19 protein-coding genes are annotated in these 19,577 nt (G+C 68.2%); 14 read left to right on the top strand and 5 right to left on the bottom strand.

From position 1 onward, the window contains the following. Positions 1 to 12: 12 nt before the first annotated feature. On the bottom strand, positions 13 to 945 hold the full coding sequence (locus AAIB33_RS10675; protein WP_345799943.1) for a metallophosphoesterase: 933 nt from the start codon (positions 943 to 945) through the stop codon (positions 13 to 15). Then, positions 942 to 3,536, bottom strand: a complete 2,595-nt coding sequence (locus AAIB33_RS10670) for a transglycosylase domain-containing protein (RefSeq protein ID WP_345799942.1) — start codon at positions 3,534 to 3,536, stop codon at positions 942 to 944. The genes AAIB33_RS10675 and AAIB33_RS10670 overlap by 4 nt, the downstream gene beginning before the upstream one ends. 152 nt (positions 3,537 to 3,688) lie before the next feature. On the opposite strand from AAIB33_RS10670, the gene AAIB33_RS10665 reads away from it, so the two are divergent. Further along, the gene (locus AAIB33_RS10665) at positions 3,689 to 3,904 is read left to right on the top strand and encodes a hypothetical protein (RefSeq protein WP_345799941.1); all 216 of its coding nucleotides are present in this window, start codon (positions 3,689 to 3,691) and stop codon (positions 3,902 to 3,904) included. Positions 3,905 to 3,908: 4 nt separating this feature from the next. Next, positions 3,909 to 4,376 (top strand): RidA family protein, encoded by a 468-nt coding sequence (locus AAIB33_RS10660; protein ID WP_345799940.1) that lies wholly within the window; start codon positions 3,909 to 3,911, stop codon positions 4,374 to 4,376. Between the two features lie 48 nt (positions 4,377 to 4,424). Here the strand turns inward: AAIB33_RS10660 and acs are convergent, their stop codons facing one another. After that, positions 4,425 to 6,395 (bottom strand): acetate--CoA ligase, encoded by a 1,971-nt coding sequence (gene acs / locus AAIB33_RS10655; protein ID WP_345799939.1) that lies wholly within the window; start codon positions 6,393 to 6,395, stop codon positions 4,425 to 4,427. A 424-nt stretch (positions 6,396 to 6,819) separates the two neighbouring features. Here acs and AAIB33_RS10650 point away from each other — a divergent pair, with 424 nt between their 5' ends. The 8 genes from AAIB33_RS10650 to AAIB33_RS10615 all read left to right on the top strand — a co-directional run bounded on the left by AAIB33_RS10650 (position 6,820) and on the right by AAIB33_RS10615 (position 12,979). Continuing rightward, positions 6,820 to 8,043 carry a TadA family conjugal transfer-associated ATPase gene (locus AAIB33_RS10650; RefSeq protein ID WP_345799938.1) on the top strand — a complete coding sequence of 408 codons (1,224 nt, stop codon included), beginning with the start codon at positions 6,820 to 6,822 and terminating at the stop codon, positions 8,041 to 8,043. Next, entirely contained in the window at positions 8,040 to 8,924 is an 885-nt protein-coding gene (locus AAIB33_RS10645) for a type II secretion system F family protein (protein ID WP_345799937.1), read from the top strand. Before AAIB33_RS10650 ends, AAIB33_RS10645 begins: the two co-directional genes overlap by 4 nt. A 296-nt stretch (positions 8,925 to 9,220) precedes the next feature. Further along, positions 9,221 to 9,946 carry a hypothetical protein gene (locus tag AAIB33_RS10640; protein WP_345799936.1) on the top strand — a complete coding sequence of 242 codons (726 nt, stop codon included), beginning with the start codon at positions 9,221 to 9,223 and terminating at the stop codon, positions 9,944 to 9,946. Positions 9,947 to 9,949: 3 nt separating this feature from the next. Beyond that, positions 9,950 to 10,456 (top strand): helix-turn-helix domain-containing protein, encoded by a 507-nt coding sequence (locus tag AAIB33_RS10635; protein ID WP_345799935.1) that lies wholly within the window; start codon positions 9,950 to 9,952, stop codon positions 10,454 to 10,456. Continuing rightward, complete coding sequence (locus tag AAIB33_RS10630; RefSeq protein WP_345799934.1) at positions 10,453 to 11,820, top strand: terminase family protein; 1,368 nt, start codon at positions 10,453 to 10,455, stop codon at positions 11,818 to 11,820. The genes AAIB33_RS10635 and AAIB33_RS10630 overlap by 4 nt, the downstream gene beginning before the upstream one ends. A 282-nt stretch (positions 11,821 to 12,102) precedes the next feature. Then, a complete protein-coding gene (locus tag AAIB33_RS10625) occupies positions 12,103 to 12,606 on the top strand; it encodes a hypothetical protein (RefSeq protein ID WP_345799933.1) in 504 nt (167 codons plus the stop codon). 119 nt (positions 12,607 to 12,725) lie between these two features. Next, entirely contained in the window at positions 12,726 to 12,851 is a 126-nt protein-coding gene (locus AAIB33_RS10620) for a hypothetical protein (protein WP_345799932.1), read from the top strand. Continuing rightward, on the top strand, positions 12,848 to 12,979 hold the full coding sequence (locus AAIB33_RS10615; RefSeq protein ID WP_345799931.1) for a hypothetical protein: 132 nt from the start codon (positions 12,848 to 12,850) through the stop codon (positions 12,977 to 12,979). Before AAIB33_RS10620 ends, AAIB33_RS10615 begins: the two co-directional genes overlap by 4 nt. Positions 12,980 to 12,999: 20 nt before the next feature. Here the strand turns inward: AAIB33_RS10615 and AAIB33_RS10610 are convergent, their stop codons facing one another. Then, a complete protein-coding gene (locus AAIB33_RS10610) occupies positions 13,000 to 13,431 on the bottom strand; it encodes a very short patch repair endonuclease (protein ID WP_345799930.1) in 432 nt (143 codons plus the stop codon). 88 nt (positions 13,432 to 13,519) lie between these two features. Here AAIB33_RS10610 and AAIB33_RS10605 point away from each other — a divergent pair, with 88 nt between their 5' ends. Next, positions 13,520 to 14,701 carry an HNH endonuclease gene (locus AAIB33_RS10605; RefSeq protein ID WP_345799929.1) on the top strand — a complete coding sequence of 394 codons (1,182 nt, stop codon included), beginning with the start codon at positions 13,520 to 13,522 and terminating at the stop codon, positions 14,699 to 14,701. Here the strand turns inward: AAIB33_RS10605 and dcm are convergent. Then, complete coding sequence (dcm, locus tag AAIB33_RS10600; RefSeq protein WP_345799928.1) at positions 14,668 to 15,690, bottom strand: DNA (cytosine-5-)-methyltransferase; 1,023 nt, start codon at positions 15,688 to 15,690, stop codon at positions 14,668 to 14,670. The two genes, AAIB33_RS10605 and dcm, sit on opposite strands and share 34 nt — an antisense overlap. A gap of 708 nt (positions 15,691 to 16,398) precedes the next feature. Here dcm and AAIB33_RS10595 point away from each other — a divergent pair. From AAIB33_RS10595 to AAIB33_RS10585, 3 genes are all read left to right on the top strand, one after another. After that, on the top strand, positions 16,399 to 18,585 hold the full coding sequence (locus AAIB33_RS10595; protein ID WP_345799927.1) for a bifunctional DNA primase/polymerase: 2,187 nt from the start codon (positions 16,399 to 16,401) through the stop codon (positions 18,583 to 18,585). A gap of 295 nt (positions 18,586 to 18,880) precedes the next feature. Further along, complete coding sequence (locus AAIB33_RS10590) at positions 18,881 to 19,324, top strand: hypothetical protein (RefSeq protein WP_345799926.1); 444 nt, start codon at positions 18,881 to 18,883, stop codon at positions 19,322 to 19,324. Then, the gene (locus tag AAIB33_RS10585) at positions 19,317 to 19,568 is read left to right on the top strand and encodes a hypothetical protein (RefSeq protein ID WP_345799925.1); all 252 of its coding nucleotides are present in this window, start codon (positions 19,317 to 19,319) and stop codon (positions 19,566 to 19,568) included. The genes AAIB33_RS10590 and AAIB33_RS10585 overlap by 8 nt, the downstream gene beginning before the upstream one ends. Positions 19,569 to 19,577: the final 9 nt, after the last annotated feature.

The raw sequence follows: 19,577 nt of genomic DNA, 5'->3' as shown, positions 1-19,577 counted from the left end.
GACGGTCGCGCGTCATTCGCGGGGGAGGAGTGTGATGAGGGATGCCTCGGGCCGGCACGCGAACCGCACAGGGGCGTAGATCGAGTGGCCGAGGCCCGCGCTGACGTTCAGCGGGACCGAGCGGTCGCCGCGCTTCCACGTGCTGAGCCCCCGAGCCTGGCGCAACGGGATGTCGCAGTTCGCGACGAGCGCGCCGAAGCCGGGCACCCGCACCTGACCCCCGTGCGTGTGGCCCGCGAAGATCATGTCGGCGCCGAAGTCGACGAACGGATCGAGCACGCGGCGGTAGGGCGCGTGTGTGACGCCGATGGTGAGATCGGCGTCGCCCGCGTCGCGCACCTCCTCGAGCTGGTCGGGCAGCGCCTCGACGCGATCCCAGCGGCGGTGGGCATCGCTCACTCCGAACGCGTCGATGCGCAGCCCGCCCGCCTCGATGACCGTCGCGACGTTGTTGAGCGGCGCCCAGCCCAGGTCATCCGTCAGGTACGCGTCGAGCGCCTGGGTGTCGAGCGGCTCGGCCGTCGGGTTGTTCTTCGACGGACCCATGAAGTACCGGAGCGGATTGCGCGGGGAGGGAGCGGTGTGGTCGTTCGACCCGTGCACATATACGCCCGGGATGCCGCGCAGCGGGTCGAAGGCGTGCCGGAGGCCGCGCAGTCCGTCCTCGTGGCCGAGATTGTCGCCCGTGTTGATGACGAGGTCGGGCTCCAGTTCGGCGAGCGCCTCGATCCACCGCTGCTTGCGGTGCTGCCACGGCGCCATGTGGGCGTCCGAGAGGTGCAGCACGGTGAGCGGTGCCGCGCCGCGCGGAAGGAGCCGCAGCTCATGGCGGCGGAGCGTGAACAGGTAGCGCTCGATGCCGATGCCCCACACCGCCGAGCCGACGGCCACCGCCCCCACCGCGCCGAGCGCGGTGAGGGCGGTCCGTGTCGAAGACGTCGTCACTGGCCGCAGTGCTGACTCTTGTAGTCGACGTTGATCTGGGAGTTGCGGTTGACGGTCGTGCCGCCCGGCGGGTTGGTGCCGGTGGCGGTCCCGTTGCCCTTGGCGTCCTTGTCCTCCGTGCACGTGCCCGGCTGCACGTTGCCGAAGCCGAGCGAGCGGAGGTAGCTGATCGCCTCGCTGACCGACTTTCCGGCGACGTCGGACGGGACGGTCACGCCGTTTCCGTTGCTCGGCGACAGCGTGACGGTGGTGCCGCCCGCGACCTTTCCTGCCGCCGGGTTCTGCGCCGCGACGACGCCTGCCGGCTGGTCGGAGTCGATCGGGTCGCCCACCGCGACATCGAAGCCGGCTCCCTCGAGCGTCGCCTTCGCCTGGTCGACCGGCTGGCCCACGACGTTGGGCAGGTCGGTGAGCACCTGACGCAGCAGATCCTGCTTCGGCTGCGGGAAGGCGTCTCCGCCGTAGATGTCGTCGACGGTGCTCATGATCTGCTTGTTGATGCGGTAGCGCAGGAAGTTGAGGGTCGTGCCGTCGTAGCGCTGCTTGGCGAGCGGGACCGAGCCCTGCGTGTTGCCGACCCAGACGGCGGTCGTGACCTTCGTGCTCGACTCGATGAGCCACGTCTGCCAGGCCTCGTGGGTACCGGTCTTGCCGATGAGCGGTGTGCCGTCCCTCGGGTTGCCGTCGGCACCCGTGCCGCCGTTGGCCATGACGCCCTGCAGGGCGTACGCCGCGGTGGCGGCGATGGTCGGGTCGAGCACCTGCGTGCAGGACTTCTGCGGCGCGAATTCGCGGCCGTCGGGGTCCACGACCTTGTCGATCGCGCGCGGCTCGCAGCGGATGCCGTTGTTGGCGACCGTCGCGTACGCCGACGCCATCGCGAGAGGAGACACGTTGTTCGACCCGATGATCTCGGGCGCGTTCACCATCTTGATCGTCTCGGGCGTGCCTGTCGCGACGTCGTCGCCCTCACCGGTGTTGATGTGGAAGGTGGTGACGCCCATCTTCGCGACGACCTTCGAGATGTCGCAGAGGTCGAGCTTCTCGCCCATCGCGAGGAACCCTGAGTTCAGCGAGTCCTTCGTGAAGCGCATCGGCGTGCCGACGTAGCCGCCGACGTTGTTGTAGTTGCCGATCTTGACCTTCCCCGTGTTGACCCAGTTCCCGTAGCAGGAGTTGGTCATCTTGGTGAAGACGCGGTTGACGCCGTTGAGCGTCTCGTTGAGCGACTTGCCCTTCTCGAGCCAGTCGATGAGCGTGAAGAGCTTGAACGTCGATCCGGCGGGGAAGCCGATGGATCCGCCGTTGGCCGGATCGCCCGCGTAGACGAGGGAGGAGAAGTTGGGGTCCGCCGCCGTGCTCTGGTCTTCGCTGAACTTCGTGTTCTGCGCGATGCCGAGGACGCGGCCGGTGGATGCCTCGAGGCTCACCGACGTCGACCCGAAGTTCATCCCGGCGATCGAGGAGGGAGTGTGCTCACTGATGGCAGCCTCGTTGGCCTGCTGCACACGCGGGTCCATCGTCGTGTAGATCTTGAGACCGCCCTGGCGGAGTGCGCGGATGCGGTCGTCCTGCGTGGCACCGAAGGCGGGGTCGGTCTTCACGATGGAGACGACGTACTGGCAGAAGTAGGCGCCGGCGCCCGTCGCCTCGCAGCCCCGCGTCGGCTTCGTGATGTTCGGCGTGATCGGCTCCGCCACCGCGGCGTCGTGCTGCTCCTGCGTGATCTTGCCGTCCGCGAGCATGCGGTCGAGCACGTAGACCTGGCGCGCCTTCGTGAGCTTGTAGCCGTCCGCGGCGCTGTTGACGCCGTTGCCGTCCTTGTCGGTCGTGGTGCCGTTGGGCAGATCGAGTCGGTAGGTGTTGGGATTCTGCACCATGCCCGCGAGCGCAGCGGCCTGGCCGAGTGACAGGTCCTTCGCCGCGACGCCGAAGTAGTGGCGTGCGGCCGCATCGATGCCGTAGTCGTTGCCCCCGAAGGCGGCGATGTTCAGGTACCCGAGCAGGATCTCGTTCTTCGAGTACTTCTGCTCGAGCGCGATGGCGTACCGCATCTCCTGCAGTTTGCGCTGCAGGCCCTCGTCGCCGACCGAGGTCGTGGCATCCGTGTAGCACTTCCGCAACGCGTCCTGGTCTTTCGCGTTGGCCTCGCAGCGCTGCACGAGGATGTTCTTGACGTACTGCTGGCTGATCGACGATCCACCACGGGTGTCGCGGCCGCGCACGTTGTCGACGACGGCGCTCACGGTGCCGACGAGGTCGATGCCGCCGTGCTTGTAGAAGTTCTTGTCCTCGCTCGACAGGATCGCGTCGTACATCACGGGCGCGATCTGGTCGAACTCGACGGGGGAGCGGTTCTGGTCGTAGAACTGCGTCCACTCCACCGGCTGGCCTGTGCCGGGATCGGTGTAGTACAGCGTCGACGGAAGCATGAGCTTCTCGATCTCGAGCACGCTCGGGAGGTTGTCGAACATCGTGATGGCGCTGGATGCCGCGGCACCGGACAGGGCGATGGCCGGGGTGACCGTGGCGGCGACGAGAACACCGGCGACAGCGCTCAGGCCCACGAGGCCGGCGAGACCGCCGAGCACACCGCTAGCCGTCCGATTCTTATCAGGCATAGGCTTGATCGTAAGGGAGAACCCTGGCAGATCCCTTGACGGCGTGCCGTGCGCCGACGTCTGTTCTGCCCATGATCAGGGATTTCCTTCTCCGCCCACCTCGACCCCGCTCGGAGCCGCAGATGACCACGTGGGAATATCTCACCACGCCCCTCCTCATCCACAACACCGCCGCCATCCTCAACAACTGGGGGAAGCAGGGCTGGGAGCTCGTGCAGGTCGTGCAGGGTCCCGAGGGCGGTCTGGTCGCCTACTTCAAGCGTCCGACGGGCGGCGGAGCCGCGAACGCGGGACTGGATGCCGCGGCCACCGCCGCGCAGCAGTTCGAGGGGGCTTGAGCACATGACCATCTCCGCACGCCTCGCCGAGCTCGGCATCGACCTTCCTCAGGTCGTCCCTCCCGTCGCGGCCTACGTGCCCGCCAAGGCGCACGGCGACCTCGTCTACACGGCCGGTCAACTGCCCATGGTCTCGGGCGCTCTGCCCGCGACCGGAAAGGTCGGCGACGGCCACGGGCTCGTTCCGGCGGACGACGCGAAGTCGTACGCGCGTCAGTCGGCGCTCAACGCCATCGCCGCCGCCGCGGCCGCTGTCGGCGGGGTCGATCGACTCACCGGTGTCGTGAAGGTCGTCGGGTTCGTGGCATCCGTCCCCGAGTTCACGGGACAGCCGGGCGTCATCAACGGCGCGAGCGAAGTGCTGGGCGACATCTTCGGCGACGCCGGACGCCACGCCCGCTCCGCCGTCGGCGTTCCCGTGCTGCCTCTCGACAGCCCCGTCGAGGTCGAGGTCGTCTTCAGCTTCGAGTGATCAGACGAGTGGATGCCGCGACACGGCCGTGTCGCGGCATCCACTCTTCTATTTCACCTGGGCGCTGATGACCGACATGACCGCCGTGTCGGCGAGCGTCGTCGTGTCGCCGACCTCGCGACCCTCGGCGACGTCGCGCAGCAGCCGGCGCATGATCTTCCCGGAGCGCGTCTTGGGCAGCTCGCCCACGATGTAGACGTCGCGGGGGCGGGCGATCGGTCCGATCTGCTCGCCGACCCACGCGCGCAGTCCCTGCGCGAGGCCTTCGGCGGAGTGCTGCTTGAGGTAGCTCTCCTTGATGATGACGAAGGCGACGACCGCCTGGCCTGTCGTCTCGTCGGACGCGCCCACGACGGCCGCCTCGGCGACGGCCTCGTTGCCGACGAGCGCCGACTCGATCTCGGTGGTCGAGAGGCGGTGCCCGGAGACATTCATGACGTCGTCGACGCGCCCGAGCAGCCACACGTCACCGTCGGCGTCGAGGCGCGCGCCGTCGCCGGCGAAGTAGAAGCCCTGCGCCGCGAACTTCTCCCAGTAGGTCTCCTTGAAGCGCTCGGGGTCGCCCCAGATGCCGCGGAGCATGCTCGGCCACGGCTTCGTGACGACGAGCAGACCGCCGTTGCCGTTGCCGACGTGCTTGCCGTCTTCGTCGACGACGTCGATCGAGATGCCGGGGAGCGGAACCTGCGCACTGCCGGGCTTCGTCTCGGTCACGCCGGGCAGGGCCGAGACCATGATCGAGCCGGTCTCGGTCTGCCACCACGTGTCGACGATCGGCGCGGTCTTTCCGCCGATGATCGTGCGATACCACATCCATGCCTCGGGGTTGATGGGCTCGCCCACCGAGCCGAGCAGCCGCAGCGACGACAGGTCGAACTGCTTCGGCACGGCACGGCCGATCTTCATGAAGGACCGGATCGCGGTCGGCGCCGTGTAGAGGATCGTCACGCCGTACTTCTGCACGACCTCCCACCACCGACCGGGGTGCGGGGTGTCGGGCGTCCCCTCGTAGAGCACCTGCGTCGCACCGTTGGCGAGCGGCCCGTATGCCACGTAGGTGTGACCCGTGATCCAGCCGATGTCGGCTGTGCACCAGTACACGTCGGTCTCGGGGTGGATGTCGTGCACGACCTTGTTCGTGAACGCCGACTGCGTGAGATAGCCGCCGGAGGTGTGCAGGATCCCCTTCGGCTTCCCGGTCGTGCCGGAGGTGTACAGGATGAAGAGGGGGTTCTCGGCGGGGAAGGCCCGTGCCTCATGCTCGTTCGACGCCTGCGGCACGACGTCGTGCCACCACAGATCGCGACCTTCCACCCACTCGACGTCGTTGCCGCCGCGCTTGACGACGATGACCTTCTCGACGGTCTCCTGCTCGTTGGAGCCGTTCCGACCGGCGAGAGCGAGGTCGACCGCGGGCTTCAGCGGCGAGACCTTCCCCTTGCGGTAGCCGCCGTCGGCGGTGATGACGACCTTCGCGCCCGCATCGTCGATGCGCGAGCGCAGGCTGTCGGCTGAGAAGCCGCCGAACACGACGGAGTGGATGGCGCCGATCCGCACGACCGCGAGCATCGCGGCGATGGCCTCGGGGACCATCGGCATATAGATGGCCACGCGATCGCCCTCGCCGACGCCCAGCCCCTCGAGCACGTTCGCGAGACGCTTCACCTCGTCGGTGAGCTCCGCGTACGTGACCCGCCGCTCGTCGCCGGGCTCACCCTCCCACAACAGCGCGACGCGGTCGCCGTTTCCGGCGTCGACGTGGCGGTCGAGGCAGTTGTAGGCCACATTGAGCTTGCCATCGGCGAACCACTTGGCGAACGGCGGGTTCGACCAGTCGAGCACCTGTGTGAACGGCGTGTGCCAGTGCACGAGGTCACGCGCCTGATCGGCCCAGAAGCCCTCCCGATCGTCGGCGGCGCGCTCGTAGAGCTCCGCCGTGCCGACGGCATTCGCGGCGAAATCGTCCGAGGGCGCGAACCGCCGGGTCTCGTCGAGGAGGTGGTCGATCTGGCTGCTCATGCGGCGCGCTCCTTTGCGGGCTGGTGACGGTGAGGGTCGGATGCCGCAAGCAATCTACCCACGGCCGCTGACACTCACTACCTCCGATAGTGGGTGGTCGAAAGATGTGAGAACTCTCATCGATATATCACTCGACCCGTGATCGGGTTTTGTTTGGAAGGTAGCGCGGGTTTGCGTATGCTCAGTCGCGGCCGAACATCGATTCTGGCATTGCGGCACCCGACGCACCCCCCGAACTGCGGTGTCGCGCGTGGCGGCATCCCATTCCCCCCATGGGATGCCGCCTCTGTCTTTCCCTCCTCCTGCCCTTCCGCGGGAGCGATCCCATGGCACTCCCTCCTCCACAAGCTGGGCGATCCGGGAGTTGTGCACGGGCAGAGTGGATGCTTCGCCCGCCGAGCGCGGTCGCTTCTAGCGTCGTGGCATGCCCGATGCGTTCGTCGTCCAGCCGCGTGATGCGGGCGGACACGGGGGTGCGCGGGGAGCGAGAGAACCCGGTGGAACTCGTGACGAGGGTGCGGACGTCCGTCCGCGCAGCTCGCCTCTCACCGAGCCGGTGACCGAAGCGGGTGCGCCGACGATATCGGGACGGGCCCTGGCCTGGGTGCCGAGCCCGGAGCCGCTCGCCGCTTCCGTCGTCGACGGCGCGGAGAAGGGCGAGCAGCGCGTCGATCCCGGGCGGCGGCATCCCGTTCAGGAGCCGCCGGCCGCCCCGACGCCGCGGCACGCCGTGCTCGAGCCGCTCGCTCCGTTCCTCGACGATCCCGACGTGACCGACCTCTTCGTCAACGGAGCGCGGGGACTGTTCGTCGATCGGGGAACCGGCGCGCAGCCCGTCACAGGCTGGCGGGCGACGGAGGATGACGTGCGGGAGCTCGCGGTCGCGCTCATCGGGCTGGGCGACCGGCACCTCGACGACGCCTCGCCGGCGGTCGACGTGCGACTCGACGGCGGCATTCGCGTGCACGCGGTCCTTCCGCCCGTCTCACCGGAGGGGACGGTCATCTCGATACGGGTGCCGAGGTTCGGCGTCCCGACGCTCGACGAGCTGCAGTCGCAGGGGATGTTCGACGCCGCAACCCGCGTGCGGCTCGACGACGCGGTCGCCCGACGCGAGAACCTGCTCGTCACGGGTGCCGCCGGCGCGGGCAAGACGACGCTCCTCGCGGCGCTCCTGGGGCGGTCGGACCCGGCCGACAGGATCGTGACGATCGAGGATGTCGCCGAGCTCCGCATCGCTCACCCCCACCACGTGCGGCTCGAAGCACGGCAGCCCAATCTCGAGGGGGTCGGCGGTATCGACCTCGCGCGGCTCGTCCGCGAGGCGCTCCGCATGCGACCCGATCGACTCGTCGTGGGGGAGTGTCGCGGCGCGGAAGTGCGCGAGCTGCTCGCCGCCCTCAACACCGGCCACGACGGAGGCGCGGGCACTCTGCACGCCAACGGACTGCACGAGGTCGCCGCTCGGCTGGAAGCCCTGGGGGCGCTTGCCGGCCTCGACGATCGCGCCCTCGCCCGACAGGTGGTCAGCGCGATCGGCCTGGTGCTGCACGTCTCGCGCGACCGCGATGGGGCGCGTCGCCTGATGGCCCTCGGCCGTCCGGCCCTCGATGACGACGGCCGCCTGAGGATCGAGGAGGCGCCATGACGCTCCGTCGCCGCCGGACCGTCCCGGACGAGGATGCCGCGGCCGGCGTTCTGCGGCTCGCCGTGCTGCTTCAGGCGGGCCTCGCGCCGATGCGCGCGTGGGCGCTCGCCGCCGACAGCGGAGACCCGGTGGCGGCGCGCGTCGGTGCCGAGGTCGACGGCGGCGCCGACCTGACCACGGCGATCTCCGCGCAGGGCGGGCCTTGGCGAGAGGTCGCGTCGGCGTGGTCGATCGCGGCCACGGTCGGGGCGCCGCTGGCCGACACCCTTCGCGGCGTCTCGGCAGCTCTGCGCGACGCGCAGGAAGCCGCCGACGATGTGCGCGTCGCGCTCGCCGAGCCGGCCGGCACCGCGCGGCTCATGGCGTGGCTCCCGCTCGTCGCCGTCGCGCTGGGGGCGGCGCTCGGCTTCGACACCCTGACGACGCTCGTCCTCAATCCGCTCGGCATCGCCTGCCTCGTCGCAGGTGCCGCGCTCATCGTCGGCGCCCACCGCTGGACGGCTGCACTGGTCCGGCGGGCGCAGCCCGCTCCGGGCATCCCGGGCCTGTCCGCGGAGCTCCTCGCGATCGCGCTGTCGGGCGGCGTCTCGCTCGACCGTGCGCGCGACGTCGTCGTCCGGGCATCGGGCGCCGCGCCCGACGAGGAGGTGGAGCGCGTGCTCGAGCTGTCTCGCCGCGCGGGCGTGCCCGCCGTGGAGCTGCTCCGGGCCTCCGCTTCGCTCGCCCGCAACCGGGCGCGCGTGGAGGGACGCCTGCGTGCCGCGAAGCTCGCCTCCCGGCTGCTTCTTCCGCTCGGCGTCTGCACGTTGCCCGCCTTCCTGCTGCTCGGCGTCGCGCCGATGCTCCTGAGCGTGATGTCGACGATGTCGCTCTCCCTCTGACCCCGACCGTGCCCACCGCCGAGAAACCACGAAGACAAGGAGACATCATGTCGATCCCACGCCTCACCCGCCGCCGCGCCTCGCGGCTCTTCGCCGACGAGACCGGCGCCGCGACCGCCGAGTACGCCATCGCGACGATGCCCCGACTATGCCAAGTTTCCCGGCCCTGCCCGCGTTCGCGTTCGAGGTTCACGAGGCCCGCGAGGCCGACCCTCTCGCCGCCTAACAGACCCCCGGCGGCGAAGGGTCGCCGGGTCACCCAGGGGCCGAGAGCCCCGCCCAGATTGGAGAATCCAATGTCAATCACCCAGAACAGCACGGGGCTGTACGTCGAGGCGTACGACACCTACCGTCGCTCGCTCGCGGAGGCGCTCAAGTTCGCGGACCCGCGGTTCACGAACACGGCGACCACCAACCGGCGCATCGAGCTGATCGAGGAGGCCCGCAAGGCGCTGCTCGCGAAGCTCCCCCCGGCGGTGTCGATCCCCGGCACCGGGCAGGTGGCCGAGGCGACGCCGAACGCGCGCCAGCGCCTGGCCGCGTCGTTCCAGCCGACCAACGCCGACGAGGTGGCCGTGCAGGGTCGCGAGTGGGACGTCGCGCGTCAGCTGATCGCAGGGGGCCGCTCCATCGAGCAGGTGATCCTGTCGGCGTCGGAGCAGCGCCTCATCGCGATCGTGGCAAACGTCGAGCTGCTCCCCGAGGCGATCCAGTCGATCAACCCGGACGCGTTCATCCGGGAGATCCAGGATCTCGCGATCGGACGCCTGGCGGAGCTCGGGCACGCCGGAGCCGCGGGCGTCATCCGCGCCGAGGAGGGCGACCAGCTGGCACTTGCGTGGCGTCGGGTGCTCTCGGAGGCACTCGAGGGCGCGGTGTCGATCCCGGCGATGAGCGAGCTGTACCGGGTCGACCCGACCGGTGCCGCGTCGATCACCCAGTCGGACGAGTTCATCGACAGCTACAAGGTCGACCAGGAGGTGGTCCGCCTGGACCGCCTCGCACGGACGAACGGACGGTGAGTCGTGGCGGGCAAGCGTAGTCACAACCGGACCCCCGCCGAGGTGGAGGAACGCGTGGTCGCGCTTGCCCGCCAGGGCAAGTCGATCCGCGAGACCGCCGAGGCCACGGGACTACACACCAACACAGTTCGGCGAATCGTCAGCGACACCCCCGGCGTGGAGTGGGGGCGGGTCAACCAGGGTTCGTCCGGCACTCCCGAGTCCGCAGCTCGTGCACGCGGCTATCGCTCGCAGTACGCAAAGAACCGCCGCGACGCGATCGCCGAGAAGCTGCTCGACCAAGCCGAGCGTGCCGCGGAGCGTGCCGCCGTCGCCGAAAGTGCGCGTGACTTCGCGTACTACATGCAGGGCGGCGATGCCGCCATTCGCGCTTACGACAAGGTGACCAAGACCGATCAGACGGGCGACGGCGGCGCGGAGCGCGCCAAGTCGGTCATGGGGAACCTGATCGTGGCCCTGACCGGCGCCGTGGGCGAGAACGGCGCACGCGAGGGGCTGGTGACGGAATGACCGGTGCACCCCTCGACCTGTCGCCGGCACAGCGCGAGTCCATCGGCCGTGCGTTCACGCCGAACTCGCACGGCGAGACCGCGAAGGTATGTATCTGGGACGGCGCGATCCGTTCGGGCAAGACCATCGCGTCGCTGTTCGCGTTCCTCATGGCGGCGGCGGATCCGCCACCCGGCGGCGCGGTCGTCGTGGTGGGTCGGACGCGCGACAGCATCGCGCGCAACGTATTCGACGTCTTGATGGACCCGTCGATCTTCGGGGAGTTCGCGGCGTCCGTCCAGTACACACCGGGCGCGTCGACTGCTCGTGTCTTCGGCCGGACGGTGCACATCCTCGGGGCGTCGGATGTGCGCTCGGAGATGGTGCTCCGTGGCCTGACGGTCGCTCTCGCCTACGTGGATGAGTTGACGCTGATCAGCGAGACATTCTGGACGCAGCTGCTCGGCCGCATGTCGCCCCCCGGGGCGCGCATCCTCGCCACCACGAACCCGGACGGGCCGCACCACTGGGCGCACCGGATGATCATCAAGCGCGTCGCGGAACTGGGTTACAAGAGGTTCCACTTCATGCTCCCGGACAACGAGTGGCTGATGAAGTCGAATCCGACGTATGTCGCGCAGCTGGATCGCGAGTACACGGGACTTTGGCGTCGGAGGTTCCTCAACGGCGAATGGGTGCAGGCCGAAGGGGCGGTCTTCGAGGAGTGGGACGAGGCGCGCCACGTCGTGAAGGCGGAAGACGTGCCCCCGCTCGACTGCGTAATCGGCGTAGCGGTGGACTTCGGCACCCAGCACCCGACACGCGCCTATGCGGTCGGGATGGGCCCGGATTGGCGCATCAAGCCGACCCCTGACCTAGACGCAGCCGACATCCCTCGGGTGCTGTACACAGTGGCCGAGTTCGCCCCCGAGCAGGACATGTCGCCGGCTCGCCAGTCGGCACGCTTCCGCTCATGGCTGGCGCAGGTCGAGCGCGAGTTCGGCAAGCCCGAGTGGGTGTTCGTGGATCCGGCGGCTAAGCACTTCCGGAGTCAGCTGTTCGAGGACGGCCTGACAACCTGGGCCGCTCATAACGCGAAGGACGGCGGCATCCAGACCTTGAATGCGCTCATGGCGGTGGATCGGATCGCGGTCTCCGATGCCTGCCCGGCGCTCATCGAGCATGTGCCGGGCTACCTCTGGGACCCGAAGGCGGCTGCTCGCGGCGTCGATGAGCCGATCAAGGAGGACGACGACGAGCTCGACGCCTGGCGATATGCCGTGTACTCGACCCGGCGATTCTGGCGGCACCAGGTGAGTGTGGCTCCGGCGTTCGACCACGCGCCGGGCGTTCGTGACGACGACGAGTTCGCGGATGCCGCCTGACGCTTCCTGCCTCTCCCGCGACCTCGGCCCCCATCACCCCTACGACGGGGGCCGGGGCGTCTCCGAGGTCGCGGGAGACGTCACGGAGGGCCGAGGACGCGTGTTCCCGGGCGTAGAGTCCCAGCGTGGATGACTTGGAGCAGCAGCGGGAGCGCCGACGCGACCGCGAGCGCATTCTCGACACCCCGAACTGCCCGCGCTGCCTCCACCGCATGCAGGCAATGCAGACGCCCCCGGGCGAGGCCAAGTGGGTATGTCCGAAGTGCGGTCTATCCTGATCGCGTGACAGAGGCACTTGCGGATTCGGCGCGCGTCAGCGGCCGGGTCGAGCGAGTCCGCCTATTGAGCGCGGAGCTCGACGAGTCGCGGAGCGCAGCGGTCGAGCGGACGCGCACCACCGACACCAAGGCTTCATTTCTCGTCGTCGCCGCCGGTTTCCTGGCGGGCGTGACCGGCTCCGAGCTCGTCAGCGACGACACGTGGTTCATGGGCGTTATCCCGCTGGTTCTAACACTCGCGACCGTGGTGGTCGCGGCGGTGGTTCTGTGGCCACGCCGCCTGCGCGTGCCCTCCGGGCCAGACATGGTGAAGATGTGGGTGGATGCCGACATGTCGCCGGAAGATCTCGAAGACCACATCCTTGAGGTGAAGTCCAAAGAGGTCGAGAACCGGAACACGCAGAACGAGCGGAAGGCCGGTTTGACGAGCTGGGGCTTTGTGCTGCTCATCGCTGCCATGACGAGCGCCCTCTTCGTTGTCGTTATCAGCGCAGTAGTAGCACCGTAGGAGGTAGTGGTGGCAGACAGCGAGAACCCGGCACCAGAGCCGGCACCGTCCCGACCCGACGTTGAGGTGGTGTTCAAGGAGGTCATGGCGACCGAACACGGCAAGCCGAGGGACAAGGGATGAGTGACGCCAACACGCCACCGCCCGCCCAGTCGGCACCGTCTGCCCCGGCGCGGCCCGACGTTGAGATGGTATTCAATGCGCTGTTCGGTTCGGCCGACCTCGCACCGAAGGAGAACCAGTGAGTTCTAACGACAGCAACACCCCCGCGACGCCCCCGCCCCCGCCGCCGGCACCGTCTCGCCCGGACGTCGAGGCGGTGTTCCTCGAACTGCGCGAGAACCAGGACCCACCGCAGCACAAGCGCGGCTGACGCCGGGTTTCGCAGTCGAGTCAACGCACCCTGAACGGTTGCCCGCCGTGCACGACCTTCTCGATGTCGTCTGCGACGACGGCGGGTGGCTCGTGCTCCCAGTAGCGGAGAACCGTCCAACCCGCCGCGCGTAGCGCCGCATCGGTGTCGCGGTCCCGCTCCCGGTTACGCTCGATCTTCGCTGGCCAGTATTCCAGGTTGGACTTCGGCATGACGAAGTGCTCAGGGCACCCGTGCCAATAACACCCGTCGATGAACACGGCGACCTTGCGCCGAGTGAACACAACGTCGGCTGTCCGCCTGAGGGCCGGCTCCGGCCGTAAATGTGTGCGGTACCGCAGGCCACGGGCGTGAAGCAGCGACCGCACCGCCAGTTCCGGCCCGGTGTTCTTCGACCGATTGCCTTGCATCGACCGACGAGTGTGAGGGGTTGAAGCCCAGGACTCCGCCACCGTTCGATCGTAGATCGGCGCGTTGAGAGGCGAGTATCTGCGATGCCCATATGCTCATCGAAGTAGCAGGCAGTCATGAGGAGCATTCGTGCACATCGGCTTTCGGCGCTCCGGCGGTCGCGGAGAGTATGAGGTGGTCGGGAGCCACACCGGTCTGTCGGCGATGGACCTCGAAAGCTGGACCTTCCAGCTGCGGTGGCCAGACGGCATCGTTCGTGAGACCGACCTGTGGCTCGATCCCGGTGACAGCGGCAAGCCGCGTCTCCGCTCACTCCGGTCGCAAGCGTTCCAGATCGGCCGTCAAGCTGCGTCGATGCTGATGCTCCCGGAGCCGCGACGGAACTACGACGGCACACTCAGCGGCTTACCCGTCGCGCGCCACAAGGGCTACGTCCTCACGCGGCTGGGGTTCGGCCCCGACACCGAGTTCACCGGGATCAACGATGTTGTCACGATCGACCCCGTGTTCGTAGACCTCGATAACCAGACGGATAAGGAAACGGTCGGCATTCGGCACCGCTGGGCACGTATCGAAGCCGTCTACGCGAGCCTTGACCTCTTGCCCACCAACGTGCGCTCGCTCGTAGTTCAGCACCGGACGTTCATGGCGAGCGGCGATCCTGTCGACGCCCGCCTCGGCTCCATCGTTCGGAACCTCGAAAGAGCACTCGCCGGGGCTATCGCCGGCTGGGTAGCAGACACGGACCCTCTCCCCGGGCTAGAGGCGCTATTGGGGATCGTGCCGCTTCCTGGTCCGTCACTTCCACCGCCCGACGAGATCGGCGAGGAAGAGCCGGTCGTGAGCGCGCGGTCCGCCCATGAATACCGCTTGGCGAAGATTCGCGGGGCGTCCGGCCGCAAGTTCAGCACCGAGATTCGCGCCGCCTATGGCAACCGGTGTGCGTTCTGCGGAGCTGTTTACGGCGGTGTGGCCTCGGTGCGCTCAGGGGTTGATGCCGCGCACATTTTGGCGTGGAGCAAGTACGACCTTGACGTGGTGCCGAATGGGATCAGCCTCTGCAAGCTTCACCACTGGGCGTTCGACGCGGCGCTCCTGCTCCCGTACTACGAGGGAAGCCGGCGTGACATTCCGACGTTGCGCTTTACCCAGCTCGCCGTAGACAACTTCTCGGCTGACACACTTGCGAAGCTCGGGATGCATAAACAGACACTTCGCCCCGAGTGGTTCCCGAGCGACCCGGCGCTGTGGCCGAGCCGGACCTACCTGGACCGGCTCTACGCCGACTTGGCCATTGAGTTCGCGGCGTAACGCGCCTCGATGAGCTGCTCGCCCAGCTGCTCGACGATCCGCTGACCGATCCACTCGACCACAGGCACGGACACCGCATTGCCGCACGCGTGGTAGCGCGCAGAATCCAGGGTGTTGACGTTGGCAATCTCCTTGACCGGCATGGTCCAGTCGTCGGGGAAGCCCTGGAGTCGCTCGGTCTCCAGCGGCGTCAGGCGGCGGACTCGTCCGTCCGGGTAGGAGACGTAGTTTCGCGACCAGTCGGTTCCGGTGTGTCGGGCTGACTCGGCGTAGAGGCAGTGTGCGAGCTTCTTGACGAACCCCCGCTGAGGATCTCCAACGCTGATCGCAAAGGGGGAAACAGGTTTCGCCCCATTCGATCGGCTCTTCTCAGAATCCCGGTCGCCGCGTTCGGACTCAAAAAGTATCGATCCGGCGGCGTCTGCTCCTCTAAGAGATCCGACAATGAAGACTCGAGTTCGGCTTTGGGGGACGCCGAAGTATCGACTGTCAAGAACTCGCCATGCGACGCCATACCCGATGTCGGCCAGCGTCCGAAGGATGATTGCGAAATCTCGTCCATCGTGGGAAGAGAGGAGTGCCGCAACGTTTTCGAGGACGACAACTTCGGGGCGACGCGCTTCAATGAGCTTGGCAAAGTCGTAGAAGAGTCCTGACTGCTTGCCTCGGAGCCCACTCCGGGGACCCATTCGAGCGAGGCTGACGTCTTGGCAGGGGAATCCTCCGACCCAGATGTCGGCTTCCGGGATGTCATCCGGCTTTACCTCCGTAATGTCTTCCATGCGCGGAACGTTCGGCCAATGCTTGGCCAGGATGTCGAGGCAGAAGTCCTTCTTCTCGCACTGCCAGACGGTCTCCATGCCAGCGTTCTCAAACCCGAGATCGAAGCCCCCGATGCCGGCGAAGAAGCTCGCGACACGCAGCTTCTCGCCCGAGTCCTCTGCCCCGAGGGGGGCAACGGGTGCCACCGAATCGGCCTTCACGGTCACGAGTTCACCACTTCCTTGGACACGGCTCTGGACTTTAGTTTGAGCCACCGACACGCGGCTCTCCGGGAGACTCGCCGAGGCTACGGCGGACCTTCGACCCTACCCGGTTCCCCGGCCGTGCGGGCGTCCGACCGAGCACGCGACGGGCGACACGACAAGGCCCCCGCCGGAGCAGGGGCCGAGTCGAGATCGACTGAACGGGGCGAACCACCGCGCCTCGATTCTACCAGCGGGGTCGCGGAGCACGGAATGGCCGCGTTGAGCAATCTGCTCAGCGAGCGTGACTGCGAGTCAAGGTTGGCGTGTCGCCTTGCGCCCAAATACTGCATTGTGCTTGGATTCTTGGTAGATCGAAACTGAACACCGAGGACCGACGCCATAGTCGGACGACGCACCGAACCTGGAAGTGCGGGCAACAACGAGCCGCACGCGAACCTGAGTCACCTGAAACGGAGGTGACGGGAACGGACCGCTGACGAGCCGACACCTGGGCCTCATGGGAATCACCGAGTAGCGCGAAGCGTGGCTTAGGGACGTAAGACCTTCGGGCGGTCCTGACGACAAATAGGCACCGGTGGACACGGAGTCCACCATGCGTGCCGCAAGTCACGTTCACTTCACCACCTCACCGCTACCGGACGATCAGTTCGAGCGCCTGCTCGCTCTCCTCTTCGGGTCGGACGCGCCCGCGGTCGGCGGTGACGCCTGATGCCGAAGGTCGGACAGAAGGCCGCGCCCCCGCTTCCGCCGGAGCGCTTCCACCTGGTGCCGCTGGACAACCCAGCAGCGCCAGAGTGCCTCGGCGCGCACCCGAAGGACTACGACCGGGCGCTCTGCGACCGGCCCAACGCCCACGGCAAGATCGAGCGCGGTAAGCACCCGATCGGCGCATGGCAGACCGACGCCACCGACAGCGCGGCCAAGGTGAGCAGCTGGCGCAAGCGCGGCTACAACCTCGCGGTGGCCTGCGGGCCCTCCGGGGTCGGCGTCCTCGACGAAGACATGCCCGGCGAGGTCGAACGGTTCTGCCGGGACAACGGCGTCGAGATGCCCGAGACGTACCGAGTCCGCACCGGCCGAGGGCACCACTACTACTTCGCAGTCCCGGACGGCGTGCGGATCACCAACTACAACCCGTTCAAGGCCGCGGGCTACGACATCGACGTGCGCGGCGCTGGCGGATACGTGGTCGCCGCTGGGTCGGTGCACGCGACCGGGGTTGTGTACGAAGCCGAAGACGAGGACATGCCCGCAGCCGACATGCCGGACTGGCTCGTCCGGTTCCTCACGACGCCACCGGTCGCGCACGGTGGCGGAGCTCGCCCGGCGAAGCCGTCGCTGTCCGAGCTGCTCGCGGCACCGCCTGTGCGCGGGCAGGAGCTGACGAACGACTGGCTCACGGCCGTCGCGGGTCACTTGGCCGCGCGTCACCGTGGCGACTTCGAGACATACGCCTCGGAGGTCAAGCGCGCGGCTGCTCTCGTGGATCCCGACTACGAGGACATCGCGAAGGTGACCGACTCGGTGTGGAAGACCGACCGGACGAACCACCCCGGTGAGGGTCCGCTGCACTCGTGGGACGACGTGCCCCCGGCCACGCTGGATGAGTCGACCCTGGATCCGGCCACGAACGTGCGCGACATCCTCGCCGGCACGGAGCAGTTCTGGGCGGCGCGGCCGGTCCTGGGCCACATCCGCCAGGCGGCACGCGCACGTCTCGTCTCGCCGTGGGCTGTGCTGGTCGGCTCGGTGGTCCGGGCGCTTGCCGCCGTGCCGCCGTACGTGTACCTGCCGCCGATCATCGGCGGTCGAGCGTCGCTGAACACCTTCACGTGCGTCGTCGCGCCGTCCGGTGGCGGCAAGGACGCCTCCGGAGACGTCGCCCGTGACCTTCTGGTGATCCAGGCGGATACGCAGGTGCAGGAGGATGCGCTCGGTTCAGGAGAGGGCCTCACGAGGGCGTACGCGCACCGCGACCGCAACGGCAACCTGGTGATGGATTACACCAACGTCCTGTTCACGGTCTCGGAGATCGACAACCTCACCGCGCTGAGCAGCAGACAGGGCTCCACGCTGATGGGGTCGCTGCGGGCGGGCTGGACCGGTGGCCGGCTCGGGTTCGGCTACGGCGACCCGACGAAGAAGGTCATCCTCGAGCCGCATTCGTACCGGATGTGCCTGGTGGTGTTGGCGCAGCCGGGCCGCGCGGCGTCGCTGTTCGGCGACGCGGACGGCGGGACGCCTCAGCGGTTCATCTGGATCCCCGGCTTCGGCGGACTGGACGTGAGCAACGCGCAGGACATCCCTCCGTGGCCGGGCGAGATCGAGATCGGTCTGCCGTGGCGCTTCGAGGACGAGTACCTCGAACCGAAGGTCGAGCTGACCGTGCCGGATGTAGCGCGCGACCTGATCATCCAGACCCGCATCGAGATGGTCGGCAGCGGGGCCACGTCGCTGGACGGCCACGCGCTACTCGCCCGCCTCAAGTTCGCCTACGGGCTGGCGCTGATCGACGGCCGCGCCGAGATGAACGATGAGGACTGGCTGCTCGCGGGGGTCGTGATGCAGGTGTCTGATCGAACCCGCGACTGGATGCAGTCCGAGGTGGAGAAGTCGCAGCGTGCCGAGGCGGCGAAGCGGGGCCAGCTGCGAGCCGCGCAGGACGACGCCGCACAGGCCGAGGCCGAACGGGCTCGCACGCACCGAATCTCCGGTCTGGTCGAGAAGCACCTCGCCGCCGGACCGCTGGCGCAGGGCGTCCTCAAGCGGAAGCTCGCCAGCCGCGACAAGCCGTTCTTCGACGGGGTTCTCGATCTGCTCGTGCGGCTCGGTCGCGTGGTCCCCGAGGAGGCCGCGCACGGCGGCACCCGCTACCGCCTCGGAGGTGCGAAGTGAACGCGACAGGGGGACAGGGGGGACACGTCCCCCCATCTACACACTCACACAGCCCTATAGGGGTACCTGAAAAGCAACTTCGACACAACACAACACCGTCACGACGCGGGAGAGAGATCGCCTTGACAACTAGTCAATCTGCCGAGTGCGACCCCATGGGGGGACACGCGTCCCCCCAGTCCCCCCATCGGGGGCAGCAGGTCGAGGAGGCTCCGAGCCGCCCCCACGGCAAACACGGCACGTTTCGGCTCGACCTCGCGCGCCCGCGAGACCTGACCTCGAAGGAGGCATCGGCATGAACCACACCAAGATTCCTCAGTTCACGATCCCCGGCTGGTTGCAGGTCCATGTGGCTGAGGTGCGGGCGTGGCCCGCCGTCCGAGGTGCCGACCGGCCGTGCGTCGTGGCCGTCTGCGATCACTCGGCGTTCAGCCTCGGACTCTGCCGCGAGCACTACGACACCCTGCGGGGTCGCGCTCGCCGGCGAGGGATGTCGCTGGCCGCGTGGGTCGCCGAGAACGAGGACGAGGTGCACGGCGCTTCGCGGGTGCACTCGTCCGCCCCCGGCTGCTGGGTTGCGGCCTGTGGCCGTTCGGCGGTCAGGAACGGCCTGTGCCACGCGCACGCGGTGGCCGCTCGCCGACGCTTCCGCCAGCTCCCGGCAGAGCAGCTGCGGCTCGTCCCAGCATCCGACCGCGCAACACCCACCACGACGCCTGAGGAGGCGAACCATGAATGAGATCAAGGACCAGCCGGCCGAGCACGTGACGGAGCCGCCGCCGGAGGAGAGCCTGACGCATTTCACGCGCGAGCGTTGCGTCTGCGGCGACCCGAACACGGCCTACTGCGGTGCGGACATCAGCCGCGAGCGCTACCTGCGGCCCGAGGAGTACGCCGACGCCGAGATGTGCGTCGTGTGCGTCGAGCTGCTCCTCTGCCCGGGATGCGGGGCGGACATCAGATCCAACCGAGAACGCCACTGAGGAGGCGCA

The sequence above is a fragment of the Microbacterium sp. AZCO genome, from assembly GCF_039614715.1.
Classification (GTDB): Bacteria; Actinomycetota; Actinomycetes; order Actinomycetales; family Microbacteriaceae; genus Microbacterium.
Note: the sequence above shows the minus strand (reverse complement) of the source record. Positions and strands in the feature narration are given on the sequence as shown.